The organism is Rhizobium metallidurans, from assembly GCF_014196505.1.
GTDB lineage: Bacteria > Pseudomonadota > Alphaproteobacteria > Rhizobiales > Rhizobiaceae > Rhizobium > Rhizobium metallidurans.
The window spans coordinates 509,468-527,621 of the sequence record NZ_JACIDW010000002.1; the positions used below are offsets into that span (position 1 = coordinate 509,468).

Sequence of the window (18,154 nt, forward strand, 5' to 3'; positions counted from 1 at the left end):
CCTCAAGCATCTGAAAGATCACCAAAACCGGCGACCCTGTCATAGCTCAATAGAACAGATGGCCTATCCGCGCCAGCCGATCGTGCCCTTCAGCCGGCCATGCACGTCCGCGCCGAGCGGCACCACCAGCACCCGGCCCGGATCGACCGGTCCCGGAAAGGTCAGCGCGTTATAGGCCACCTTCTCGAAGCCGAGCGGCCCGTAATAGGGCGGATCGCCGACGAGGATGACGGCTTGCGACCCCTTGCGCTTGGCCGCTTCCACCGCGATCCGCACCAGTTCCCGGCCGATGCCGCGGTTCTTGTGCGAGGGGCGAACGGCGAGCGGGCCGAGCAGATGGCCGGGCACGTCGCCGGCCATGACGGGCGTCATCCGCACCGACGCGATCGTCTCGCCGTCATCGGCGCAGATGAAGGACAGCGCGAGATCATGCGGCCCCTGCTCGCGGATGCGGGCGGCGGCACGCGTGTGCCGGCCTGGGCCGAATGCTTCTTCGTTGATGTGTTCGATAGCGGCGTCGTGCGACGCGTCCTCAGTGAGGTAGACCAGATCGTGCTTGTGCATGAAGAGACAGAAACCGGATAGACAGAATGATGGGTTCTCGAACACGCCCTTGGGCGTTCGGGAGCATCAGCGTCGTCGCAGGGTTCTGTATGCGGACATCAATCGGGTTCCTGAAATCGTGGAAAGGCCGATAGCAGGAAAAAAATCGGTCGTCTACGGGAAAACGTCACGCAGGAGGCCACCGCCGCCGAAACGGCGATGGCGGCTGAAATCACCCCCTCGGCCAGCGCTCGACCGTCTGGCCGCCGAACAGCCGGCTGGTCGGCATCTGGAAGATGAAATAGGGGTTGAGCAGCGGCAGCGCGCTTGCCTGCTCCAGCCGCTCCAGCATCGCCTCGTCGAGATCAACATCCAGCGAAGCGATGTTCTGCCGCAGTTGCTCCACCCGGCTGGCGCCGATCAGGACCGACGAGACACCGCCGCGCCGCGCCACCCAGGCAAGCGCCACCTCGGCCGCCGAGCGGCCAATCTCCGCCGCGACCGAGGTGACCACATCAACCACATCGAAATTGCGCTCGGTAAACAGCATGCCGCCGAACGGGTTCTCGCCGTTCAGCCGGCCGTCGCTGCCGCTCTCCGATGTCTCCGAGGTTTTGTCGGGCAAGGCCGTGGCGCGCCCGGCCTCGGCCAGCATTTCGCGACCGTATTTCCCCGTCAGCAGGCCCGCCGCAAGCGGGCTCCAGGGCACCATGCCAAGACCGAACTCGGCGCCGGCAGGCATGAGATCGAGCTCGACGCCGCGATCGATCAGCGAATAGGCGTATTGCAGGCCGATCGGCTTCGGCAGCCCGTGCGCCTCGGCCAGCGTCGCGATCCGCGCCACGTACCAGGCCGGCGTGTTGGAGAATCCGTAATGCAGGATCTTGCCGGCCCGCACGGCATCGGCAAGCGTCTGCAGGACTTCATCGGCTGGCGTCGTCTGGTCCCAGACATGCATCCAGTACATGTCGATATAGTCGGTGCGCAGCCGCTTCAGCGATCCCTCGATGCCGAGGCGGATGTTCTTCGCCCCGTTGCCGCCCCAGAGCGGCGTGCCCGCGCCGCGCGGAAATCCCGACTTGGTGGCAATCACCAGCCGGTCGCGCCGTCCGCTATCGGCCAGGAACGTGCCGAGCATCTCCTCGCTCTGCCCCGCCGAATAGATGTCGGCCGTATCGATGAAATTGCCGCCGGCATCGACATAGGCGTCGAACAGCGCCCGCGAGGTCTGCTCGTTGGCGCCCCATCGCCCGGCGCCGAAGGTCATGGTTCCGAGCGCCAGCGGGCTGACGATCAGTCCCGAACGGCCGAGGGTGCGATAACTGGTAAGGTCCATATCCGTGCTCCTTGTTCACACCCCACCATCTAGGCCGGCACGAGCCTGGGGATTAGCGGTTGCCGGCCGCATGAACTTGTGAGCAGATTGCAGCAATGGAACGCGGAACACTCAACGATCTCCTCGCCTTCGCCGCCGTCGCCCGCGAGCGCAGTTTTACGCGCGCGGCAGCAGTCCTCGGCATGTCGCCTTCGGCGCTCAGCCACGCGATGCGCGCGCTGGAGGAGCGGCTTGGCGTCCGCCTGCTTGCCCGCACCACCCGCAGCGTGGCGCCGACCGAGGCCGGAGAGCGGCTTCTGCAATCGCTCAACCCCGCGCTTTCGGATATCGAAGGCGGATTGGAAGCGCTGGCCGAATGGCGCGACAACCCCTCCGGCACGGTCCGCATCACCACCTTCGCCTATGCCGCCAGGATGGTGCTGGTGCCGAAACTTCCGGCCTTCCTGCTCGCCCACCCCGATATCCGCGTCGAGGTGATCATCGAGGACGGGCTGACGGATATCGTAACCTCGGGCTTCGACGCCGGCATCCGCCTCGGGGAAACGGTGGACAAGGATATGATCGCGGTGCGCGTGGGGCCGGAATTGCGCACCGTCGTGGTCGGCACGCCCGCCTATTTCGCCCGCATCCCGCCACCCGAGACGCCCTATGATCTCGAGCGCCACGCCTGCATCGGCTACCGCCTGACGACCTCCGGCGGGCTGCTCCCCTGGGAGTTCGAAAAGGACGGCAAGGAGATCAAGATCCGCACCAGCGGCCCGCTCGTCGTCAACGACGGCGAGCTTCCGGCAGCAGCCGTGCGAGAAGGCGTCGGGCTCGGTTATCTGATGGAGCACGACGTCGCCGACGAGATTGCCTCCGGTGCGCTGGTGCAGGTGCTCGACGACTGGTGCCCGCCCTTCCCGGGCTTCCACCTCTATCACCCGAGCCGCCGCCAGTCGCCGCCGGCACTGCGCGCGCTGATCGCGGCCTTGAGCGTCAAGTAGCAGTCGCGGAGCGCCGCCCAATCGGCGCGTGACGCACTGTTCAATCATTGTCCCACTGCAAAATCGGCCCGGACGCGATATCTACAAGGGCAACGAAGGATCGAAGGAGTAGACACCATGGGTATGCTGGTCGACGGCGTGTGGCAGGACGTCTGGTACGATACGAAGGAGACCAAGGGTCACTTCAAGCGAGCCGCCTCGCAGTTCCGCAACTGGATCACGCCGGATGGCGGCGCCGGTCCGTCGGGCAAGGCAGGCTTCAAGGCCGAGGCCGGGCGCTATCATCTCTACGTATCGCTTGCCTGTCCCTGGGCGCACCGCACGCTGATTTTCCGCAAGCTGAAACGGCTGCAGGACCTGATCACGGTTTCCGTCGTCGATCCGCTGATGCTGGAAAAAGGCTGGGAATTCAATGTCGGCGACGGCGCCACCGGCGATCCGCTCTTCGGCGCCAAGGCGCTCTCCGACATCTACGTGAAGGCCGATCCGCATTATTCCGGCCGCGTCACCGTGCCCGTTCTGTGGGACAGGAAGACCGACACCATCGTCAGCAACGAGTCGGCCGAGATCATCCGCATGTTCAACAGCGCCTTCGACGCGCTGACCGGCTCGACCGCCGATTTCTACCCGCAAGACCTGCGCGGCGAGATCGACGACCTGAACGCGCTGGTCTACGACACCGTCAACAACGGCGTCTACAAGGCCGGCTTCGCCACCACGCAGGACGCCTATTCGCAAAGCGTGGTCACGCTCTTCGAAACGCTCGACATGCTGGAAGATCGCCTCGGCAAGGGCCGCTATCTGTTCGGCGACCGGCTGACCGAGGCCGACTGGCGGCTTTTCACCACGCTGGTGCGCTTCGACCCTGTCTATGTCGGCCACTTCAAGTGCAATATCCGCCGCATCGCCGATTATCCGAACCTCTCGGCCTATCTGCGCGATCTCTACCAGACGCCTGATATCAAGGAGACGGTCGACTTCCGTCACATCAAGGATCACTACTACCGCAGCCACAAGACGATCAACCCGACGGGTATCGTCCCCGTGGGCCCGGCGCTGGATCTCGACCGCCCGCACGGCCGCGGCGAACGCGCCGCTGCCTAAGCAAAGGCAATCCGGTCCGATCTACCAAACCTGGTCGGGCTGCTGCTCGCCCGCGACTTCGGCAAGACGGCGGCGGGTCGACGCCGTCGTTCCCTCAGGGAGCGCGTCGAGCGCGAAGAAACCGCATTCGACGATCTCGCGGTCAGGCGCCCTCGGTGCCGTCTGCCGCACATTGGCGCGGTAGAACACCACATGGTCGCGCCGGGTCGCCGCCTTGTTGAAGTAGACCTGCACGAGCGCCGGCCGTCCGACAATCACCAGATTGCCCTCCTCGCGCAGTTCCTTGACCAGCGCGTCCTCGGCCGTCTCGTTGCGTTCGATGCCGCCGCCCGGCATGTGCCATCCGGGCACGTAGCTGTGCCGCACGAGAAACACGTAGCCCCTGTCATCGAAGCATGCGGCGCGCACGCCCATGGTCATTCCACGCGCCCAGGCGAAGTAAAAATGGACCACGCGCATCATGAGGCGCGATTGCCAATGGCGGATTTCTTTCACGCGTCTTCCAATTCCATCAATCCGTTCAAGCAGATGTGCGAGGAGATGTGTTTGAAATACGGCGGCCGTGAGCTATGTGTGCACCCATGTTCAAGCTCGCGCACATCTCAGACATCCATCTCGGCCCGCTGCCCCATCTCTCGTTCCGCGAACTCTTTTCCAAGCGTATCACCGGCTTTGTGAACTGGCATCGCAATCGGCGCAAGCACCTTTTCGGCGGCACGCTGGATCTCCTGCTCGACGATATCCGCGAAAGGCAGCCGGATCACCTGGCGATCACGGGCGATCTCGTCAATCTCGCGAGCGGCCTCGAGATCCGCGCCGCGGCCGGCTGGCTGCGCGAACTCGGCGATCCCAGGGATTACTCCGTCGTTCCCGGCAATCACGATGCCTATGTGCCCGGCGCCTACGAAAAGTCGATGCGGGCGTGGTATCATAACGTCTGCGGCGACCTCGCCCCCGCCGAATGGCAGGAAAACAAGCACATATTCCCCTATCTGCGCATTCGCGGCAAAGTGGCGATCGTCGGCTGCTCGACGGCGGTGGCGACCCCGCCCTTCGCCGCCAGCGGCTTCTTCGGCGAAAGACAGGCCCGCGAGACCGTGAACATGCTGCGCGCCGCCGGCGAAGCCGGGCTGTTTCGCGTCGTCATGATCCACCATCCGCCGATCCGTGGCGCCACCTCCTTCCACAAGCGCATGATCGGCATTAGACGTTTCGCGGCCGTCATCTCCACCGGCGGCGCCGAACTCGTGCTGCATGGCCACACGCATCTCAACACGGTGCACTGGTTGCGCGGCCAGACGGGACCGGTCCCGGTCGTCGGCATCGCCTCCGGCTCGCAGGGGCCCGGCGGCTCCAAGCCGCCCGCCGCCTACAATCTTTTCAGCATCGACGGCTCCCCCGGCGCCTGGAGCCTGAAGGGCGAACGTTTCAGCCTCAGCCCCTCGGGCGACGACATCGACCCGGAAAGCGTCGATATCTTCAGGCTTTAGCGGCGTTTCCGGAATCAGTTTCGCGGCAAGTTGAATCACCGCGCGAAGACGGGCGAAAAACCACCGATCGGACCCCGTCGCCTCTTGGTATTTCCGGATCTAGGCGTACACTCGCTATATTAGCGATCCATACCAGGAGATGTCGCATGCCATCCACGATCCCCATGCTGCGCGGCCTGGCGCTCGCCGGCTGCCTCGCGCTGAGCTTCTCGGCCCCGGCCTTCGCCGCCGGCGAGGAGACCGACGAAACCAAGCCGCCGCCGAAGACCGAAACCACGACGAAGTGCACCGGCGGCAAGGTCTGGGACAAGAAGAAGAAGGAATGCGTCACGCCGAACAAGCAGAGCTTCAACGACGACGATCTCTACAGGGCCGCCCGCGAATTCGCCTATGCAGGCCAGTACGACACCGCCATCAAGGTGCTGAAGCTCGCCCGTAACCAGGATGATCCGCGCGTCCTGAATTACCTCGGCTACGCCAACCGCAAGGCCGGCCGGATGGAGCTTGGGATGTCCTATTATCGCAAGGCCCTGCAGGCGGACGAGAATTATATTCTCGCGCGGTCATATATGGGCCAGGCTTTGATGGAACAGGGTGATGTCGAGGGCGCGCGCGTGCAGCTCGTCGAGATCCGCGACCGTGGCGGCGAGAACAGCTGGGCCTATCGCTCTCTCCTCCAGTCGCTCAACGGCTACAGAACCTATTGAGCCTGCCGGTTCACCCGGAAAAAAGCTTTGGGAACCCGTGAGATAAGCGGCCTTTTGCTTGCGAAGCAGCGGCGACTTGTTTCATAAAGGACACAGAGAAGATATAATTCGCACCTGCGCCGGGTAAAGGCTTACGATACCCGGCATTCATCTTGGGAAAACCATGCGTCAACCTGTGACGACCATCGATATCAGACGCGATCTCGTGGGGCTTCTGCCTCGGTTGCGGCGGTTCGCGATGACGCTCGCGGGTGATGCGGCGGGCGCCGACGAACTCGTCCAGGTCGCCTGTCAGCGCGCGATCGCCAAGAGCAGCCAGTGGCAGGGCGAAGGCCGGCTCGACAGCTGGGTCTACACGCTGATGCGCCAGCAATGGGCCGAGGATCACCGCAAGCGCAGGCCGCACGCCGTCAACAAGACCAACGTCACCGACATTCGCACGGCCACGCGCGACCGCGCCGCCATCGTCGATTCCGACGCGATCCACCGGATGATATCGGACATGCCCGATGGCATCGCCAGCGCCTTCCTGCTGGTTTCGATCGAAGGGCATGGCTACCAGCAGGCCGGCGACATCATGGGCGTCGCCCCCACCCTCATCATGTCGCAGCTGGCGCAGGCGAAAATGCACTTCGCCAGCCTCGCCGACGACCACTCCCACAGGTTCTGATTTGCCCGATTTCAAGAAACTGCCGCTCGACGCCCAGCTGACCGCCCTCCTCGACGGCGAGACGACGCCCGAGCAGAAGCATGAGCTGGAACAGCGCCTGGCGACCGACGACGGCGCGCGGCGGATATTCGACAAGCTGCGCCACGGAGCCGATTTCGGCAAGCGCCGGCTCGACGACATCCTGAAGGAGCCGGTTCCGCTGGCGCTGGTGCGCTCGATCAAGAGCGTGCAGCCGCCCAAGGCGGCCGTCGCGCCGCGCGTTTCGCGCCAGCCGTTCAAATTCGCGCCGACGGGTCTCCAGGCGCTGGTCGGCGCCATCGTGCTCCTCATCGCCGGCTGCGGCATCGGCTATATCGTCGGCACCGGCCAGACCGCCGCGCAGACGGCGCAGGCCGTCGATGCCGCCCAGCAGGCCAACGACGCCACGGAGTGGCTGGGCGACATGCTGGCCAACCAGAGGCTGCTCGCCCGCCAGCCGCGCCATATCTTCGAAGTCCCGGCCACGCAGCCGGAGGAAATCTCCACCTGGCTGACGACGTCCGTCGGCGTCGCCTTCCGCGTCCCCGATCTGGTGGCCGAGGGATGGACCTTCCAGGGCGCACGCGTGACGCTCGCCGGCAACCGCCCGGTCGGTCAGCTGATCTACACCAGCAACGACGGCGATCTGGCGACCATCGCCTTCCGCAAGGACAACCAGTCCGACGATACCGAGGATTTCAAGGAAACCATCCGCGATGAGATCGGCCTGGTCACCTGGCACAATGCCGGTACCTCCTACATGCTGATCGGCCCCTCCTCCGACGCATCCCTCAGCCAGCTCGCCATGCAGATCGCCACCGCGATTTAAAGCATCAGATATAGAGCGCGCATGAAAAAGCGGGCGCCGCATGCGACGCCCGCTTCATGATTCCATGCCCTAGGATCAGGCCTTGCCGGCCTTCACCTCGAGCACCCGGTTCGCCGCCGAGACGATCGCTTCCAGCGACGCGCCGACGATATTGGTGCTGATGCCGGCGCCGAACAGCTTGCCGCCGGGATAGGACGTCTCGACGTAGGAGATCGCCGAGGCGTTCGAACCGTGCTGCAGCGAGTGCTCGGAATAATCCTGCACCGCCATTTCGACGCCGAGATACTCCGAGAGCGCATTGATGAAGCCGTCGATCGGGCCGTTGCCGCGTCCCTCGATCGTCTTCGTCACGCCATTGTCGGTGATCTCGGCGGAAACGACGCGAACGCCACGGCGCTCGGGATCGGCGAAGGTCTGGTGATCGACGAACTTGATGCGGCCCTTCGGCTGCGTCACGTAGCGCTCGATGAAGTGGTCGTAGATCCGCTTCGACGGCAGTTCCTTGCCCTCTTCGTCGGTGATCCGCTGGATTTCCTCGCGATACTCCACCTGCAGGTTGCGCGGCAGGTTGAGGCCGTAATCCTGCTGCAGGATATAGGCGATGCCGCCCTTGCCGGACTGCGAGTTGATGCGGATGATCGCCTCGTAGCTGCGGCCGACATCCTGCGGATCGATCGGCAGATACGGCACTTCCCAGACCGGGTGGTTGGCGACCTTGATCGCCTTCATGCCCTTGTTGATCGCATCCTGGTGCGATCCGGAAAACGCCGTGTAAACCAGTTCGCCGACGTAAGGGTGGCGCTCGCCGATCGGCATCTGGTTGGAATATTCGAACACGTCCTTCATGCGCACGATATCCGAGCAGTCGATTTCTGGATCCACACCCTGAGTGAACATGTTGAGCGCCATCGTCACGACGTCGACATTGCCGGTGCGCTCGCCATTGCCGAACAGCGTGCCCTCGACACGATCGGCGCCCGCCAAGAGCGCCAGCTCGGCGGCGGCGATGCCGGTACCGCGGTCGTTATGCGGATGCAGCGAGATGATCAGGTTCTCGCGGTTGTCGAGATTCCGGCACATCCACTCGATCTGGTCGGCATAGACGTTCGGCGTCGCCATTTCGACGGTCGAAGGCAGGTTGATGATCAGCTTGTTGTCGGGCGTCGGCTTCATCACCTCGATGACCGCGTTGCAGATCTCCAGCGCCACGTCGAGTTCGGTGCCGGTGAAGCTCTCCGGCGAATATTCGAAGCGATAGCCGCCACCGGCCTTTGCCGCCATGTCGGAGATCATCTTCGCCGCGTCGACCGCGATCTGCTTGATGCCGTTGACGTCCTTGGCGAACACCACGCGCCGCTGCAGCTCGCTGGTGGAGTTGTAGAAGTGAACGATCGGCTTGTTGGCGCCCTGCAAGGCCTCGAAGGTGCGCGTGATCAGCTCGGGACGGCACTGCACCAGGACCTGCAGCGACACGTCGTCGGGAACGTTGCCCTCCTCGACACACCAGCGCGCGAAGTCGAAATCGGTCTGCGAGGCCGACGGGAAGCCGATCTCGATTTCCTTGAAGCCCATGTCGATGAGCAGCTGGAACATCCGCGCCTTGCGGTCGTGACCCATCGGGTCGACCAGAGCCTGGTTGCCGTCGCGCAGGTCCACCGAGCACCAGATCGGCGCCTTGGTCAGCGTCTTGGTCGGCCATGTGCGATCGGGGATGTTGACCTGCGGATAAGGGCGATACTTCATCGCCGCGTCAGGCATGCCGTGGGAGCGGGTCTTCGTGTCCATGTCTTCTCTTCCTATTCCCGTCATCTGGCCGCGTCATAGCGCATGGCCTGCCTGTTGGCGATGACGAATCCGGCGCAAGGCGTCCGGTTGATCGATTTTTGGGATATGTGAAGAGGAGCTATGGCCGGCAGGCTTTGGGCCGCCGGGCGCTCCTCAACGGACCCGGCAACCGCGCGTAAGGCCGAGGAGAAGAAGCGAGGTCAGGGCTCGCGTATTGTCGCGCAGGGCGATACGCCCGCGTACAATCCGCTCAGAAATCATGCTGCCCGTGCTCTTCATGCCGGTCTGTATAGCCGCCGCGCGAAAAACTGGCAAGTGCCTGCCCATGTTTTTGCCAGCTGCACGAAGTCAGCGCTGTCCGACGGACGAAAGACGCTCGGCGATCCAAAGCTGAAGCAAATCCTGCCGCGACACCCCGAGCCGCTTCGCTTCGGTATCCAGTACGCGCAATTCGCCGACTGTCAGATCGAAGGCAACAGCCGTCAGTTCCTGGCCGGGTCCGCGCGCCTTCGACCAGTCGAGATATTCGCTGATATCTTCGCCGTCGTCGAATTTCTTGTCGAGTTCTTCAGCCGAAATGGTCTTCATAAAGCTGCTTCTCCATGTGCCGCGCGCGCCGTACCGAAATGATTCTGACGACGCTCCCGCGCAAGGTATAAAACGCAACCCAGTGCTTGCCGCCGATTTTACCGATCAAGGCGAAGCGCGGCTCGTTGGACGATTTTGCCGGAACGCTTAGGTAGCGACTATACCCCCAAAGGGCCTGCGCCTCAATGAAATCGATACCGTGCTTGTCCTTGTTGCTGGCGCTCTTGCCCGGATCGAATTCAAATTCCATTTCCGAGCCTCGTTGAGAGTTTGCAACTCCCGATATGCTACCTCGATTTCACAAATCGCTGCAACGCCATCATCAGCCCACCGGCCAGCAGCCCCCAGAAGGCGCCGGAGATGCCGCCGAAGGAGACGCCGGACGCGGTGACCAGAAAGGTGATCGCAGCCGCTTCCCGCGTATCGGGCGCCTGGAAGGCGGCCATGGCGGAGCCGGAGAAGGCGCCGACCAGCGCCAGCCCCGCCACCGCCTGGATCAGGATCGGCGGAGCGAGCGCCACCGATGCGGTCACGGCACCCGCGAGCGGCCCGAGGATCAGATAGCAGACGCCGCAGACGATGACCGCCCAGTAGCGCCGCTTAGGATCGGGATGGGCGTCCGGCCCGGCGCACATCGCAGCCGTGATCGCCGCCAGATTGACGGCATGGCCACCGAAGGGCGCCGAGAGCAGCGAGAAGAAACCGGTCGAGGCAAAGAGCGGACCGGGCTTGGTCTCATAGCCATTGACCTTCATCACCGCGATCCCTGGAATGTTCTGCGAGGCCATGGTGACGATGAAGAGCGGCAGCGCGATCGACACGAAGGCAGGCACGTTGAAAACCGGCATGACGAACGCGACCGTCGGCACCAGCGACTGGCGAACCGTATCGAGCGCGCCCTCGGGCACATCGACGCCGAAGACCACGACCAGCACGAAGGCCGCCAGCGCCGCCGGCACCGCCCACAGGCGCTTGAACGCGCCGACGACGATCCAGGCAAGCACGATCGGCAGCCCGAGCAGCGGATTGAACCCGATCGCCTTGACCGGCGCGAAGCAGAGCCCGATCAGCACGCCTGCCAGCATCGCATTGGCCAGCGGCGCCGGAATGGCCGCCACCGCCCGCCCGAGCGGCCGAAACAGCCCGGCTATGACGATCAGAAGCGCGCAGACGATGAAGGCCCCGACCGCGGCATTGAACCCGCCCTCGACCACCCCGGTCGAAGCCAGAAGCGCGCCCCCCGGCGTCGACCAGGCCATGCTGATCGGCAGCCGCGACGTGGCGCTGAGCACGATGGCGCAAATCCCGAGCGCGACCGACAACGCCATCAACCCCGAAGCCGCCTGAGCCTCGCTCGCCCCCACCGCCTGCAACCCGTGCAGCACGACGGCGAACGAACTGGCGAAACCGACGAAAGCGGTGAGAACGCCCATGAACAGGGCCTGCACGGAGAAGTCTTTAAGCATGAGAAGGTCTCGGGGGCGAGGATGACGCGTCATGCAGCCGTATCGTAAACCTCGGCGCAAGGCCAGATGGATGGAAGATTGCGCCGATTGGCCTGGCTTAATCGCCACTCACTGCAATAACCTCGCCATGCGGATAAGTGCGTGGCGCCTCGCGGTACATTATGATGTAACCCGGCAAAGCCGTTGCCTGCCATCCTTTCGGTAGCGATGCAACGATATGACGGATCGCTTCGCGAGGGGTTACGGGGCCTGTGAGTGCCGCGAGCGGAGTTAATTCAGTATCCGGATGCGGCTTGCGACTCCGGCCACCTTTGCTTTCAAAACGAAATGTATATGGGAGGGCTTCTTTCAACCGCGCAAGCGCATCGGCCGCCATTTCTCCGGCATCGATCGCGTACGCCACCTCTCGATCGATATCTATTGGGAACTTGGCGTCATAATTACCAAGATCAATCTTTGTGGTATCCCGTTCACGACCCGGGTCGTTGGACCCAAATCCGCTCCCGTTCCAATCAATCGCTTTGACGCCGCCATAGTGACGGATCAAGTCAGATTCCAAATCCATGGCGGTAAAGACAAAAATGCGTACCGCTTTGAAGCTTACGCGCATCGGATCAAGCCCCACCCGATACATCACCTTGCGCGCATGGCGCGTTAGCCTCTTATGCAATCCCGCTTCCGCGTCCGTCTTTCCGACGTAGACAAGCCGATCGTCAAGGAAGAGTTGGTATACGCCCTGCTCTTCGGGAACGTTTGAGAGATTGGCCGCATTCAAAGGTGCAGGCTGCAGATCATCAAGGATGGTTATCAATCGGCTCAGGAGCGCACCAGGAAGATCGAACTCGAACTCAACATAACCTGTCATTGTACGAAGTCCGCTGCTCCAAATGCTAGATGACGCTTAACACTGCGCGCGATGACACTCGCAAGTTCGACCGGCACGGCATTGCCAAGCTGCCGCATCGTCTCCGACCAAGAGCCATGAAAGCGGAAATCGTCCGGAAATGTCTGCAGCCGGGCACTCTCGCGTACCGAAAAATATCGAACACTACCGTCAGGCCGCAGCAACATGTTCTCTCCACCGGGCACCCCGTGGACCCCGGCTTTCAGCGTCTTCGCGGGCTCATCAAGCGGGCTTCCCGTGTGTCCCGGGTAAGACCGCGCTCCCGCCTGATATCGGTGATTATCGTATCGAGCGGACTTGTGAGGGGCGAGTTCGGGGTCTGGAAGATCGCCGATAGCGTCACGAGTCGTCCGCCATGCCAAGGCCGAGGGTTGATCGGCGAGCTTGGCCGCGCGGTCACCAAGGCGCCCCACTAGGTTTCTGTGAGCCTTACCAACTTCGTGGCGTTCCCAATACGTGCCACGCGTTTGATCCCAAAGCAGTGCGTCAAGCGAGTGCGTCTCACGCGGAAACGCCCACTCAATGTCCAGATCACTTCTGAAGCCAACAAAGACCACGCGCTCGCGGCGCTGCGGCACGCCAAAATTAGCCGCATTGAGGACCCGATGGATGACACGGTATTCCAATCCATGCGACCCACGGTGACCGGTATGGTGTTGCTCCAGGCGCCGTAAATGACCTGGCCAATCTTCGTCTCCCATAGCGACGAGCTCGGGATACTGCATCTGAAGGAAAATATATGAAAAATATGTCGCGAAGCTCTCGCGCGTCAGCCCTTTAACGTTCTCGAAGACAAATGCCTTTGGCTTGGTTTCGCGCAGAACGCGAACAGCTTCAGGCCACATGTCACGCTTGTCCGCATGCGCGCGATGTTTGCCGCCGAGCGAAAACGGCTGACAAGGCGGACCGCCGGCAACAAGATCGATCCGTCCCTCGAAGGAACGGAAATCCACACCGCGAACATCGCCTTCCGTCGGCTCGGGCCACTTGCCCATCCAGCCTAGTCCGTCCCGGCGGTTTTCGCGAATGGTGTCACAGCACCAGCGATCCCACTCGACCACCGCCTGCGGAGTGAACCCAGCATTGCTGACGCCCATACCCAGTCCGCCGGCCCCAGCGAAAAGCTCGATCGCTTTCATGTTGTCCCCAAGGATAGTTTAGTCATCTAGAAAAAGTCGAAGTTTGTTCTTTAATTGTTCCACATATCGTAGTTCGCATTCCCAGACAACCAAGACTTTCCATCCGGCCGTCCGTAAAGCTTCCTGATTGCGAACATCACGTTCGGCGTTCGCCGTCAGCTTGGGCACCCAAAAGTCAAGACGGGTTTTCGGGAGCCGCGCGAGTCTGCATTCCGGATCGTCATGACGATGCCAGAAGCAACCATGGACGAAAATGGCCTTGCGACGTTTTCCAAAGACGATATCAGGTCGCCCGGGCAGGTCCGCGTGGTGCAACCTGTATCGGTACCCCATGTTATGCAACATGCTACGGACAGCCATTTCCGGCTTTGTATTCTTGCCGCGAACCCGCGCCATACGTTCACTTCGGGCAACCGGCGAGAGTGTATCCACCATGGCTATTCCTCGGCGACCTCGGACATGACATAGCGCGATGCCCCCTCAAAAACAAAAAAAGCGCCCTCGCCCACCATCCGGCAGCCGAGGGCGCTTCGTCTTGTTCGATCAGATTTCGCTCTGCGACGTCACGATGCGCGAGACCAGGCCGTAGGCCTTGGCTTCCTCGGCCGAGAGCCAGTAGTCGCGGTCGGTGTCGGCTGCGATCTTCTCGTAGGGCTGGCCGGTGGCGGCGGACATGATCTTGTTGAGGCGCTCGTTCATCTTGATGATCTCGCGTGCCTGGATCTCGATGTCGGACGCCATGCCGCGCGTGCCGCCCGAGGGTTGGTGCAGCAGGAAGCGGGTGTTGGGCAGGCAAAGGCGCTGCTCCTTGGGCGCGGCGACGTAGATCAGCGCGCCGGCCGAAGCGACCCAGCCGGTTCCGATCATCCAGACCTTCGGCTTGATGAACTTGATCATGTCGTGGATCGAATCGCCGGACTCGACGTGGCCGCCGGGCGAATTGACGTAGATGCGGATGTCCTCGTCGCTGGCCGCGGCAAGCGCCACGAGCTGCGAGCAGACCTTCTGCGCCAGTTCCTGGTTGATCGGTCCATAGATGAAGATGGAACGCGACTTGAAAAGGTTCGCCTCCGTTTCCTTGCCGAGCGGCAGTTCCTTCGTCTTGTCGTCCTGGTCTTCGTCGTTCATTCGAACCTCTCTCACGTAAATTCGGGTTCCCCGCACATAGTGCGACTCAATGCGTAAAACAATGCGTGAAAAAGACAAGCCACGGAACGGGTGAAGATATGGTTTAGGCCCGGATGTTCGCGGGCCGGGCTTACTGAAATGTAACCCGTCGAGGCTTTGAAAAGTCTCAATCCGCACCTACGTCCTTCTCAAGCGTCCATGCGGACCCACCCCCAGGAACCGCATGCGAGCACGCAGCAAAGGAGACAGCCGATGTCACCCGAAGAACGCCAACTCCTGACCGCCCTTTTCGAGCGCGTCCGCACCGCCGCCTCGACCCCGCGTGACCGCGAGGCCGAACAGCTGGTCGATCAAAACACCCGCGAGCAGCCCTATTCAGCCTATTATCTGGCCCAGGCCGTGATCGTGCAGGAAAAAGGCCTCGAGGCCGCCGCCGACAGGATCAGGAAGCTGGAGGACCGCGTCCGCCAGCTGGAGGCGGACCAGAGCGACAGCCACAAGGCCGAGCAAGGCGGCGGCTTTCTCTCCTCGATCTTCGGCGGCAGCCAGCCGCCGCAGCAACGGCAACAGACAACGCCGACGGAAGGCGTGTCTGGCCCCTGGGGCAGCGCCCCGCGCCAGCAGATCCGCGAGAACCAGGGCTTCGACACCGCCCCGCGCATGCAGCAACAACCTTCCGGCCCCTGGAACCCGCAGATGTCGTCGCCATCGGCCGGCGGCAGCTTCCTGCAGGGCGCGCTCGGCACCGCGGCCGGCGTCGCCGGCGGCATGCTGCTTGCCAATTCGCTGAGCGGCATCTTCGGCGGCAACCATATGGCCTCGCTCGGCCTCGGCTCCGGCGCCTCGCCCGCGAGCGCGCCCACGGAAGAGACCGTCATCAACAACTATTATAACAATGACGGCGGCCAGCAGGCCTCCGGCGACGCCGACACCACGCGCCAGGTCGCCGATAACAGCGACAACGACGACAGCGGTCTTCAGCAGGCCGATTACGACAACAGCGACGACGGCTTCGACGATCAGTCCGACTTCGGCGGCGACGACAGCTCCAGCGCCTAGCCTGGATAGGATATGCCTATGGCAAGTTTCGGTGAGCGCGCGGGCCGGCCGATTGATAAGCGCTTGCCGCATCGATAAGGTCCGCCCCGATCATCGAACAGAAGACTATATCGGGCGGGACAGCAGTGAAGACCCTCATCATCAGCCGCAAGGCCGAGGACACCAGGCGGCGCTTTCAGACGCGGCAGATGCAGGCGCTGGGCCTCGATTTCGAGTTTCTCGATGCCTTCGAGGCCCGCGACCTGACGCCGGAGGAGTGCCAGAAGGCGGCAAACAGCTGGCCGAGCCCGACGCTGCGCGAGGATATCGCCTGCTTCACCTCGCATCGCATCGCCTGGCGCAGGGTCATCGACCGTGGCGAACGCATGCTGATCCTGGAGGACGACGCGGTGCTGTCGGAAAGCATCGCCGACGCCCTTGCCGGCATCGAGGCGCGCCCGGACGCCGACGACATCGCCTATGATCTCGAATTCGCGCCGCGCGATCATATCCTGGCCAAACGGCCGCTCTGGACCGACGGCATCTATTGCGCCCGGCGCGTGTTCCAGAACCGGGTTGGCCTGGCAGGCTATGTCGTCGGTCCGGGTGCCGCCGCGCGCATGTTGAAGGATACCGAAACCTACGGCCTGCTCGACGCCTATATCTGGCACCGCGCCTGGCTGAAGGCCTACCAGATCGAGCCCGCCCCGATCATCCAGATGCAGTTCCTCGACGGCAGCGCCGACAAGGCGGCCTTCATCCGCAAGTCGATCGACCGCGCCTTCAAGCCGGGCAAGCTGCGCAAGAACCTGCTCAGGCTGAAGATCGAGGGCATCAGGGCCCGCAACCTGATCCGTGGCTGGCTCAGGAGCGAGAGGCGGCCGTTGCGCATGGACCGCGCGAGTTTCCCCGCCGATCCCGCCAAGCCCGCCGATTGATTTCAGCCGCGACCGCGATAGGTCGCGACCCCCTGGTCGGGAAGCCATACGCCCTCGGGCGGCTTGCCGGTCTGCCAGAACACGTCGATCGGGATGCCGCCGCGCGGATACCAGTAGGCGCCGATCCTCAGCCACTTCGGATCGAGCAGCTCGACGATCCGCTTGGCGATATAGATCGAGCAATCCTCGTGGAAGGCGCCGTGGTTGCGGAAGGAATGCAGGAAGAGCTTCAGCGCCTTGGATTCCACCAGCCATTCGTTGGGGATGTAATCGATGACGATATGGGCGAAATCCGGCTGTCCGGTCATCGGGCAGAGCGAGGTGAATTCGGGCGCGGTGAAGCGCACGACGTAATCGGTGCCGGCATTGCTGGCGGGCACCTTCTCGAGCACCGCCGTTTCCGGCGAGGTCGGCGCTTCGGTCTGTTTTCCCAGCATGGACAGGCTGGAGACGTCTGTATTGGGCATTCAAGCCTCCTTGATGACTTTGACGCGGATGCCGTGGGCGGTTTCACCCTCCGGCTCGACGTGAATGGCGATGCTGGCGCCCGGATGCGTGGCGCGGATGGCATCCTCGAGGCAATCGCAGATATCGTGCGCCTGCCTTACAGACATCGCGGCCGGCACGACAAGATGGAAATCGACGAAAGTGACGGTGCCGGCGCGCCGCGTCTTCAGGTCGTGCACGCCGAGCGAGCCCGTCGCATGGGTGGCGATCGCCTGCTTGATCGCCTCCTCCTCCTGCGGCTCGACCGCCTGGTCCATCAGTCCACCGATCGAATGCGAGATCACCTTCCAGCCCTGAAACAGGATGTTGATGGCGACGAGAATGGCGAGAAGCGGGTCGAAGATCGCATAGCCCGTCGCCAGCGCCAGAATAAGGCCGATCAGAACGCCGATGGAAGTGATCACGTCGGACATGACATGCTGGCCATCGGCCGTCAGCGCCGCCGAGCGATACTTGCGCCCGGTCCGGATCAGGGTCTGCGCCCAAACGGCATTGATCACGGCGGCGAGGAAGTTGATGGCAAGGCCGAGCACCGGCGCATCGAGCATGCGCGGATTGGCGAGATGGCCGACCGCCGCCTGGACGATCAGCAGCGCCGCGACGACGATCAGGACGCCCTCGGTGACGGCCGAAAGATATTCAGCCTTGTGGTGACCGAAATGATGGTCGTGATCGGCCGGCCGCTGCGCGTAGCGGATGACGAAGAAGGCGATGAAGGCGGCGACGACGTTGACCGACGATTCCAGCCCGTCCGACAAAAGCGCCACCGACCCGGTGACCCACCAGGCCACCAGCTTCAGCCCCATGACGCCGAGCGACATCGGGATGCTCCAGAATGCCAGCTTCCGAACCGTGAGGTTGCCCTGTCCGCTCATCTCTCTCCCTCCGCCTGTGCGATGTCCAAACCGGTGCGGATGCGAACGAATTGCAGAAACAATGCCGTTCAAACGCAAAACCGCCCGCGCGAAAATCGCGCAG

At 63.0% G+C, this 18,154-nt stretch carries 21 protein-coding genes; 8 read left to right on the plus strand and 13 right to left on the minus strand.

The window, feature by feature from the left end; all coding sequences use genetic code 11:
* Window positions 1-63 precede the first annotated feature (63 nt).
* Complete coding sequence (locus tag GGQ67_RS06440) at window positions 64-564, minus strand: GNAT family N-acetyltransferase (RefSeq protein WP_183899354.1); 501 nt, start codon at window positions 562-564, stop codon at window positions 64-66.
* 211 nt (window positions 565-775) lie between these two features.
* Window positions 776-1,879 (minus strand): aldo/keto reductase, encoded by a 1,104-nt coding sequence (locus tag GGQ67_RS06445; protein WP_183899355.1) that lies wholly within the window; start codon window positions 1,877-1,879, stop codon window positions 776-778.
* Window positions 1,880-1,974: 95 nt separating this feature from the next.
* On the opposite strand from GGQ67_RS06445, the gene GGQ67_RS06450 reads away from it, so the two are divergent.
* Both GGQ67_RS06450 and GGQ67_RS06455 read left to right on the plus strand, forming a co-directional pair.
* A complete protein-coding gene (locus GGQ67_RS06450) occupies window positions 1,975-2,865 on the plus strand; it encodes a LysR family transcriptional regulator (protein ID WP_183899356.1) in 891 nt (296 codons plus the stop codon).
* A gap of 117 nt (window positions 2,866-2,982) precedes the next feature.
* Window positions 2,983-3,969 (plus strand): glutathione S-transferase family protein, encoded by a 987-nt coding sequence (locus GGQ67_RS06455; RefSeq protein ID WP_183899357.1) that lies wholly within the window; start codon window positions 2,983-2,985, stop codon window positions 3,967-3,969.
* 21 nt (window positions 3,970-3,990) lie between these two features.
* On the opposite strand, the gene GGQ67_RS06460 is transcribed toward GGQ67_RS06455, so the two are convergent.
* The gene (locus GGQ67_RS06460; RefSeq protein ID WP_183899412.1) at window positions 3,991-4,428 is read right to left on the minus strand and encodes an NUDIX domain-containing protein; all 438 of its coding nucleotides are present in this window, start codon (window positions 4,426-4,428) and stop codon (window positions 3,991-3,993) included.
* 122 nt (window positions 4,429-4,550) lie between these two features.
* Between GGQ67_RS06460 and GGQ67_RS06465 the strand changes: the two genes are divergently transcribed.
* From GGQ67_RS06465 to GGQ67_RS06480, 4 genes are all read left to right on the plus strand, one after another.
* On the plus strand, window positions 4,551-5,459 hold the full coding sequence (locus GGQ67_RS06465; RefSeq protein WP_183899358.1) for a metallophosphoesterase family protein: 909 nt from the start codon (window positions 4,551-4,553) through the stop codon (window positions 5,457-5,459).
* Window positions 5,460-5,623: 164 nt separating this feature from the next.
* Window positions 5,624-6,166 (plus strand): tetratricopeptide repeat protein, encoded by a 543-nt coding sequence (locus tag GGQ67_RS06470; RefSeq protein ID WP_425503756.1) that lies wholly within the window; start codon window positions 5,624-5,626, stop codon window positions 6,164-6,166.
* A 163-nt stretch (window positions 6,167-6,329) separates the two neighbouring features.
* Window positions 6,330-6,836 carry an RNA polymerase sigma factor gene (locus GGQ67_RS06475; RefSeq protein WP_183899360.1) on the plus strand — a complete coding sequence of 169 codons (507 nt, stop codon included), beginning with the start codon at window positions 6,330-6,332 and terminating at the stop codon, window positions 6,834-6,836.
* Between the two features lies 1 nt (window position 6,837).
* Complete coding sequence (locus tag GGQ67_RS06480) at window positions 6,838-7,683, plus strand: anti-sigma factor family protein (protein ID WP_183899361.1); 846 nt, start codon at window positions 6,838-6,840, stop codon at window positions 7,681-7,683.
* A 75-nt stretch (window positions 7,684-7,758) separates the two neighbouring features.
* Here the strand turns inward: GGQ67_RS06480 and leuA are convergent, their stop codons facing one another.
* The 8 genes from leuA to GGQ67_RS06520 all read right to left on the minus strand — a co-directional run bounded on the left by leuA (window position 7,759) and on the right by GGQ67_RS06520 (window position 14,693).
* Window positions 7,759-9,468, minus strand: coding sequence for a 2-isopropylmalate synthase (gene leuA / locus GGQ67_RS06485; RefSeq protein WP_183899362.1), 1,710 nt, complete (start codon window positions 9,466-9,468; stop codon window positions 7,759-7,761).
* A gap of 348 nt (window positions 9,469-9,816) precedes the next feature.
* Window positions 9,817-10,056, minus strand: a complete 240-nt coding sequence (gene brnA, locus GGQ67_RS06490; protein WP_183899363.1) for a type II toxin-antitoxin system BrnA family antitoxin — start codon at window positions 10,054-10,056, stop codon at window positions 9,817-9,819.
* On the minus strand, window positions 10,037-10,306 hold the full coding sequence (locus GGQ67_RS06495) for a BrnT family toxin (RefSeq protein WP_112980173.1): 270 nt from the start codon (window positions 10,304-10,306) through the stop codon (window positions 10,037-10,039). The genes brnA and GGQ67_RS06495 overlap by 20 nt, the downstream gene beginning before the upstream one ends.
* A gap of 37 nt (window positions 10,307-10,343) precedes the next feature.
* Window positions 10,344-11,522 (minus strand): benzoate/H(+) symporter BenE family transporter, encoded by a 1,179-nt coding sequence (locus GGQ67_RS06500; protein ID WP_183899364.1) that lies wholly within the window; start codon window positions 11,520-11,522, stop codon window positions 10,344-10,346.
* A 97-nt stretch (window positions 11,523-11,619) separates the two neighbouring features.
* The gene (locus tag GGQ67_RS06505) at window positions 11,620-12,387 is read right to left on the minus strand and encodes a GIY-YIG nuclease family protein (RefSeq protein WP_183899365.1); all 768 of its coding nucleotides are present in this window, start codon (window positions 12,385-12,387) and stop codon (window positions 11,620-11,622) included.
* On the minus strand, window positions 12,384-13,565 hold the full coding sequence (locus GGQ67_RS06510; RefSeq protein WP_183899366.1) for a DNA cytosine methyltransferase: 1,182 nt from the start codon (window positions 13,563-13,565) through the stop codon (window positions 12,384-12,386). The genes GGQ67_RS06505 and GGQ67_RS06510 overlap by 4 nt, the downstream gene beginning before the upstream one ends.
* A gap of 18 nt (window positions 13,566-13,583) precedes the next feature.
* A complete protein-coding gene (locus tag GGQ67_RS06515) occupies window positions 13,584-14,000 on the minus strand; it encodes a very short patch repair endonuclease (protein WP_210279544.1) in 417 nt (138 codons plus the stop codon).
* A gap of 108 nt (window positions 14,001-14,108) precedes the next feature.
* Window positions 14,109-14,693: an ATP-dependent Clp protease proteolytic subunit gene (locus GGQ67_RS06520; RefSeq protein ID WP_183899367.1), complete on the minus strand. Its 585-nt coding sequence runs from the start codon at window positions 14,691-14,693 to the stop codon at window positions 14,109-14,111.
* A gap of 252 nt (window positions 14,694-14,945) precedes the next feature.
* On the opposite strand from GGQ67_RS06520, the gene GGQ67_RS06525 reads away from it, so the two are divergent.
* The gene (locus tag GGQ67_RS06525; RefSeq protein ID WP_183899368.1) at window positions 14,946-15,752 is read left to right on the plus strand and encodes a DUF2076 domain-containing protein; all 807 of its coding nucleotides are present in this window, start codon (window positions 14,946-14,948) and stop codon (window positions 15,750-15,752) included.
* Window positions 15,753-15,877: 125 nt separating this feature from the next.
* Window positions 15,878-16,669 (plus strand): glycosyltransferase family 25 protein, encoded by a 792-nt coding sequence (locus tag GGQ67_RS06530; protein WP_183899369.1) that lies wholly within the window; start codon window positions 15,878-15,880, stop codon window positions 16,667-16,669.
* 2 nt (window positions 16,670-16,671) lie between these two features.
* Here the strand turns inward: GGQ67_RS06530 and queF are convergent, their stop codons facing one another.
* Together queF and emfA are read right to left on the minus strand one after the other, a co-directional pair.
* Entirely contained in the window at window positions 16,672-17,136 is a 465-nt protein-coding gene (gene queF, locus GGQ67_RS06535) for a preQ(1) synthase (protein ID WP_037184229.1), read from the minus strand.
* Window positions 17,137-18,051 (minus strand): CDF family cation efflux transporter EmfA, encoded by a 915-nt coding sequence (gene emfA, locus GGQ67_RS06540; RefSeq protein ID WP_183899370.1) that lies wholly within the window; start codon window positions 18,049-18,051, stop codon window positions 17,137-17,139.
* Window positions 18,052-18,154: the final 103 nt, after the last annotated feature.

Bases quoted from the DNA above. Each gene is read 5' to 3' on its own strand.
- GGQ67_RS06440 (WP_183899354.1), bottom strand. From the start codon at position 564: ATGCACAAGCACGATCTGGTCTACCTCACTGAGGACGCGTCGCACGAC.
- GGQ67_RS06445 (WP_183899355.1), bottom strand. From the start codon at position 1,879: ATGGACCTTACCAGTTATCGCACCCTCGGCCGTTCGGGACTGATCGTC.
- GGQ67_RS06450 (WP_183899356.1), top strand. From the start codon at position 1,975: ATGGAACGCGGAACACTCAACGATCTCCTCGCCTTCGCCGCCGTCGCC.
- GGQ67_RS06455 (WP_183899357.1), top strand. From the start codon at position 2,983: ATGGGTATGCTGGTCGACGGCGTGTGGCAGGACGTCTGGTACGATACG.
- GGQ67_RS06460 (WP_183899412.1), bottom strand. From the start codon at position 4,428: ATGCGCGTGGTCCATTTTTACTTCGCCTGGGCGCGTGGAATGACCATG.
- GGQ67_RS06465 (WP_183899358.1), top strand. From the start codon at position 4,551: ATGTTCAAGCTCGCGCACATCTCAGACATCCATCTCGGCCCGCTGCCC.
- GGQ67_RS06470 (WP_425503756.1), top strand. From the start codon at position 5,624: ATGCTGCGCGGCCTGGCGCTCGCCGGCTGCCTCGCGCTGAGCTTCTCG.
- GGQ67_RS06475 (WP_183899360.1), top strand. From the start codon at position 6,330: ATGCGTCAACCTGTGACGACCATCGATATCAGACGCGATCTCGTGGGG.
- leuA (WP_183899362.1), bottom strand. From the start codon at position 9,468: ATGGACACGAAGACCCGCTCCCACGGCATGCCTGACGCGGCGATGAAG.
- brnA (WP_183899363.1), bottom strand. From the start codon at position 10,056: ATGAAGACCATTTCGGCTGAAGAACTCGACAAGAAATTCGACGACGGC.
- GGQ67_RS06495 (WP_112980173.1), bottom strand. From the start codon at position 10,306: ATGGAATTTGAATTCGATCCGGGCAAGAGCGCCAGCAACAAGGACAAG.
- GGQ67_RS06500 (WP_183899364.1), bottom strand. From the start codon at position 11,522: ATGCTTAAAGACTTCTCCGTGCAGGCCCTGTTCATGGGCGTTCTCACC.
- GGQ67_RS06505 (WP_183899365.1), bottom strand. From the start codon at position 12,387: ATGACAGGTTATGTTGAGTTCGAGTTCGATCTTCCTGGTGCGCTCCTG.
- GGQ67_RS06510 (WP_183899366.1), bottom strand. From the start codon at position 13,565: ATGAAAGCGATCGAGCTTTTCGCTGGGGCCGGCGGACTGGGTATGGGC.
- GGQ67_RS06515 (WP_210279544.1), bottom strand. From the start codon at position 14,000: ATGGTGGATACACTCTCGCCGGTTGCCCGAAGTGAACGTATGGCGCGG.
- GGQ67_RS06520 (WP_183899367.1), bottom strand. From the start codon at position 14,693: ATGAACGACGAAGACCAGGACGACAAGACGAAGGAACTGCCGCTCGGC.
- GGQ67_RS06525 (WP_183899368.1), top strand. From the start codon at position 14,946: ATGTCACCCGAAGAACGCCAACTCCTGACCGCCCTTTTCGAGCGCGTC.
- queF (WP_037184229.1), bottom strand. From the start codon at position 17,136: ATGCCCAATACAGACGTCTCCAGCCTGTCCATGCTGGGAAAACAGACC.
- emfA (WP_183899370.1), bottom strand. From the start codon at position 18,051: ATGAGCGGACAGGGCAACCTCACGGTTCGGAAGCTGGCATTCTGGAGC.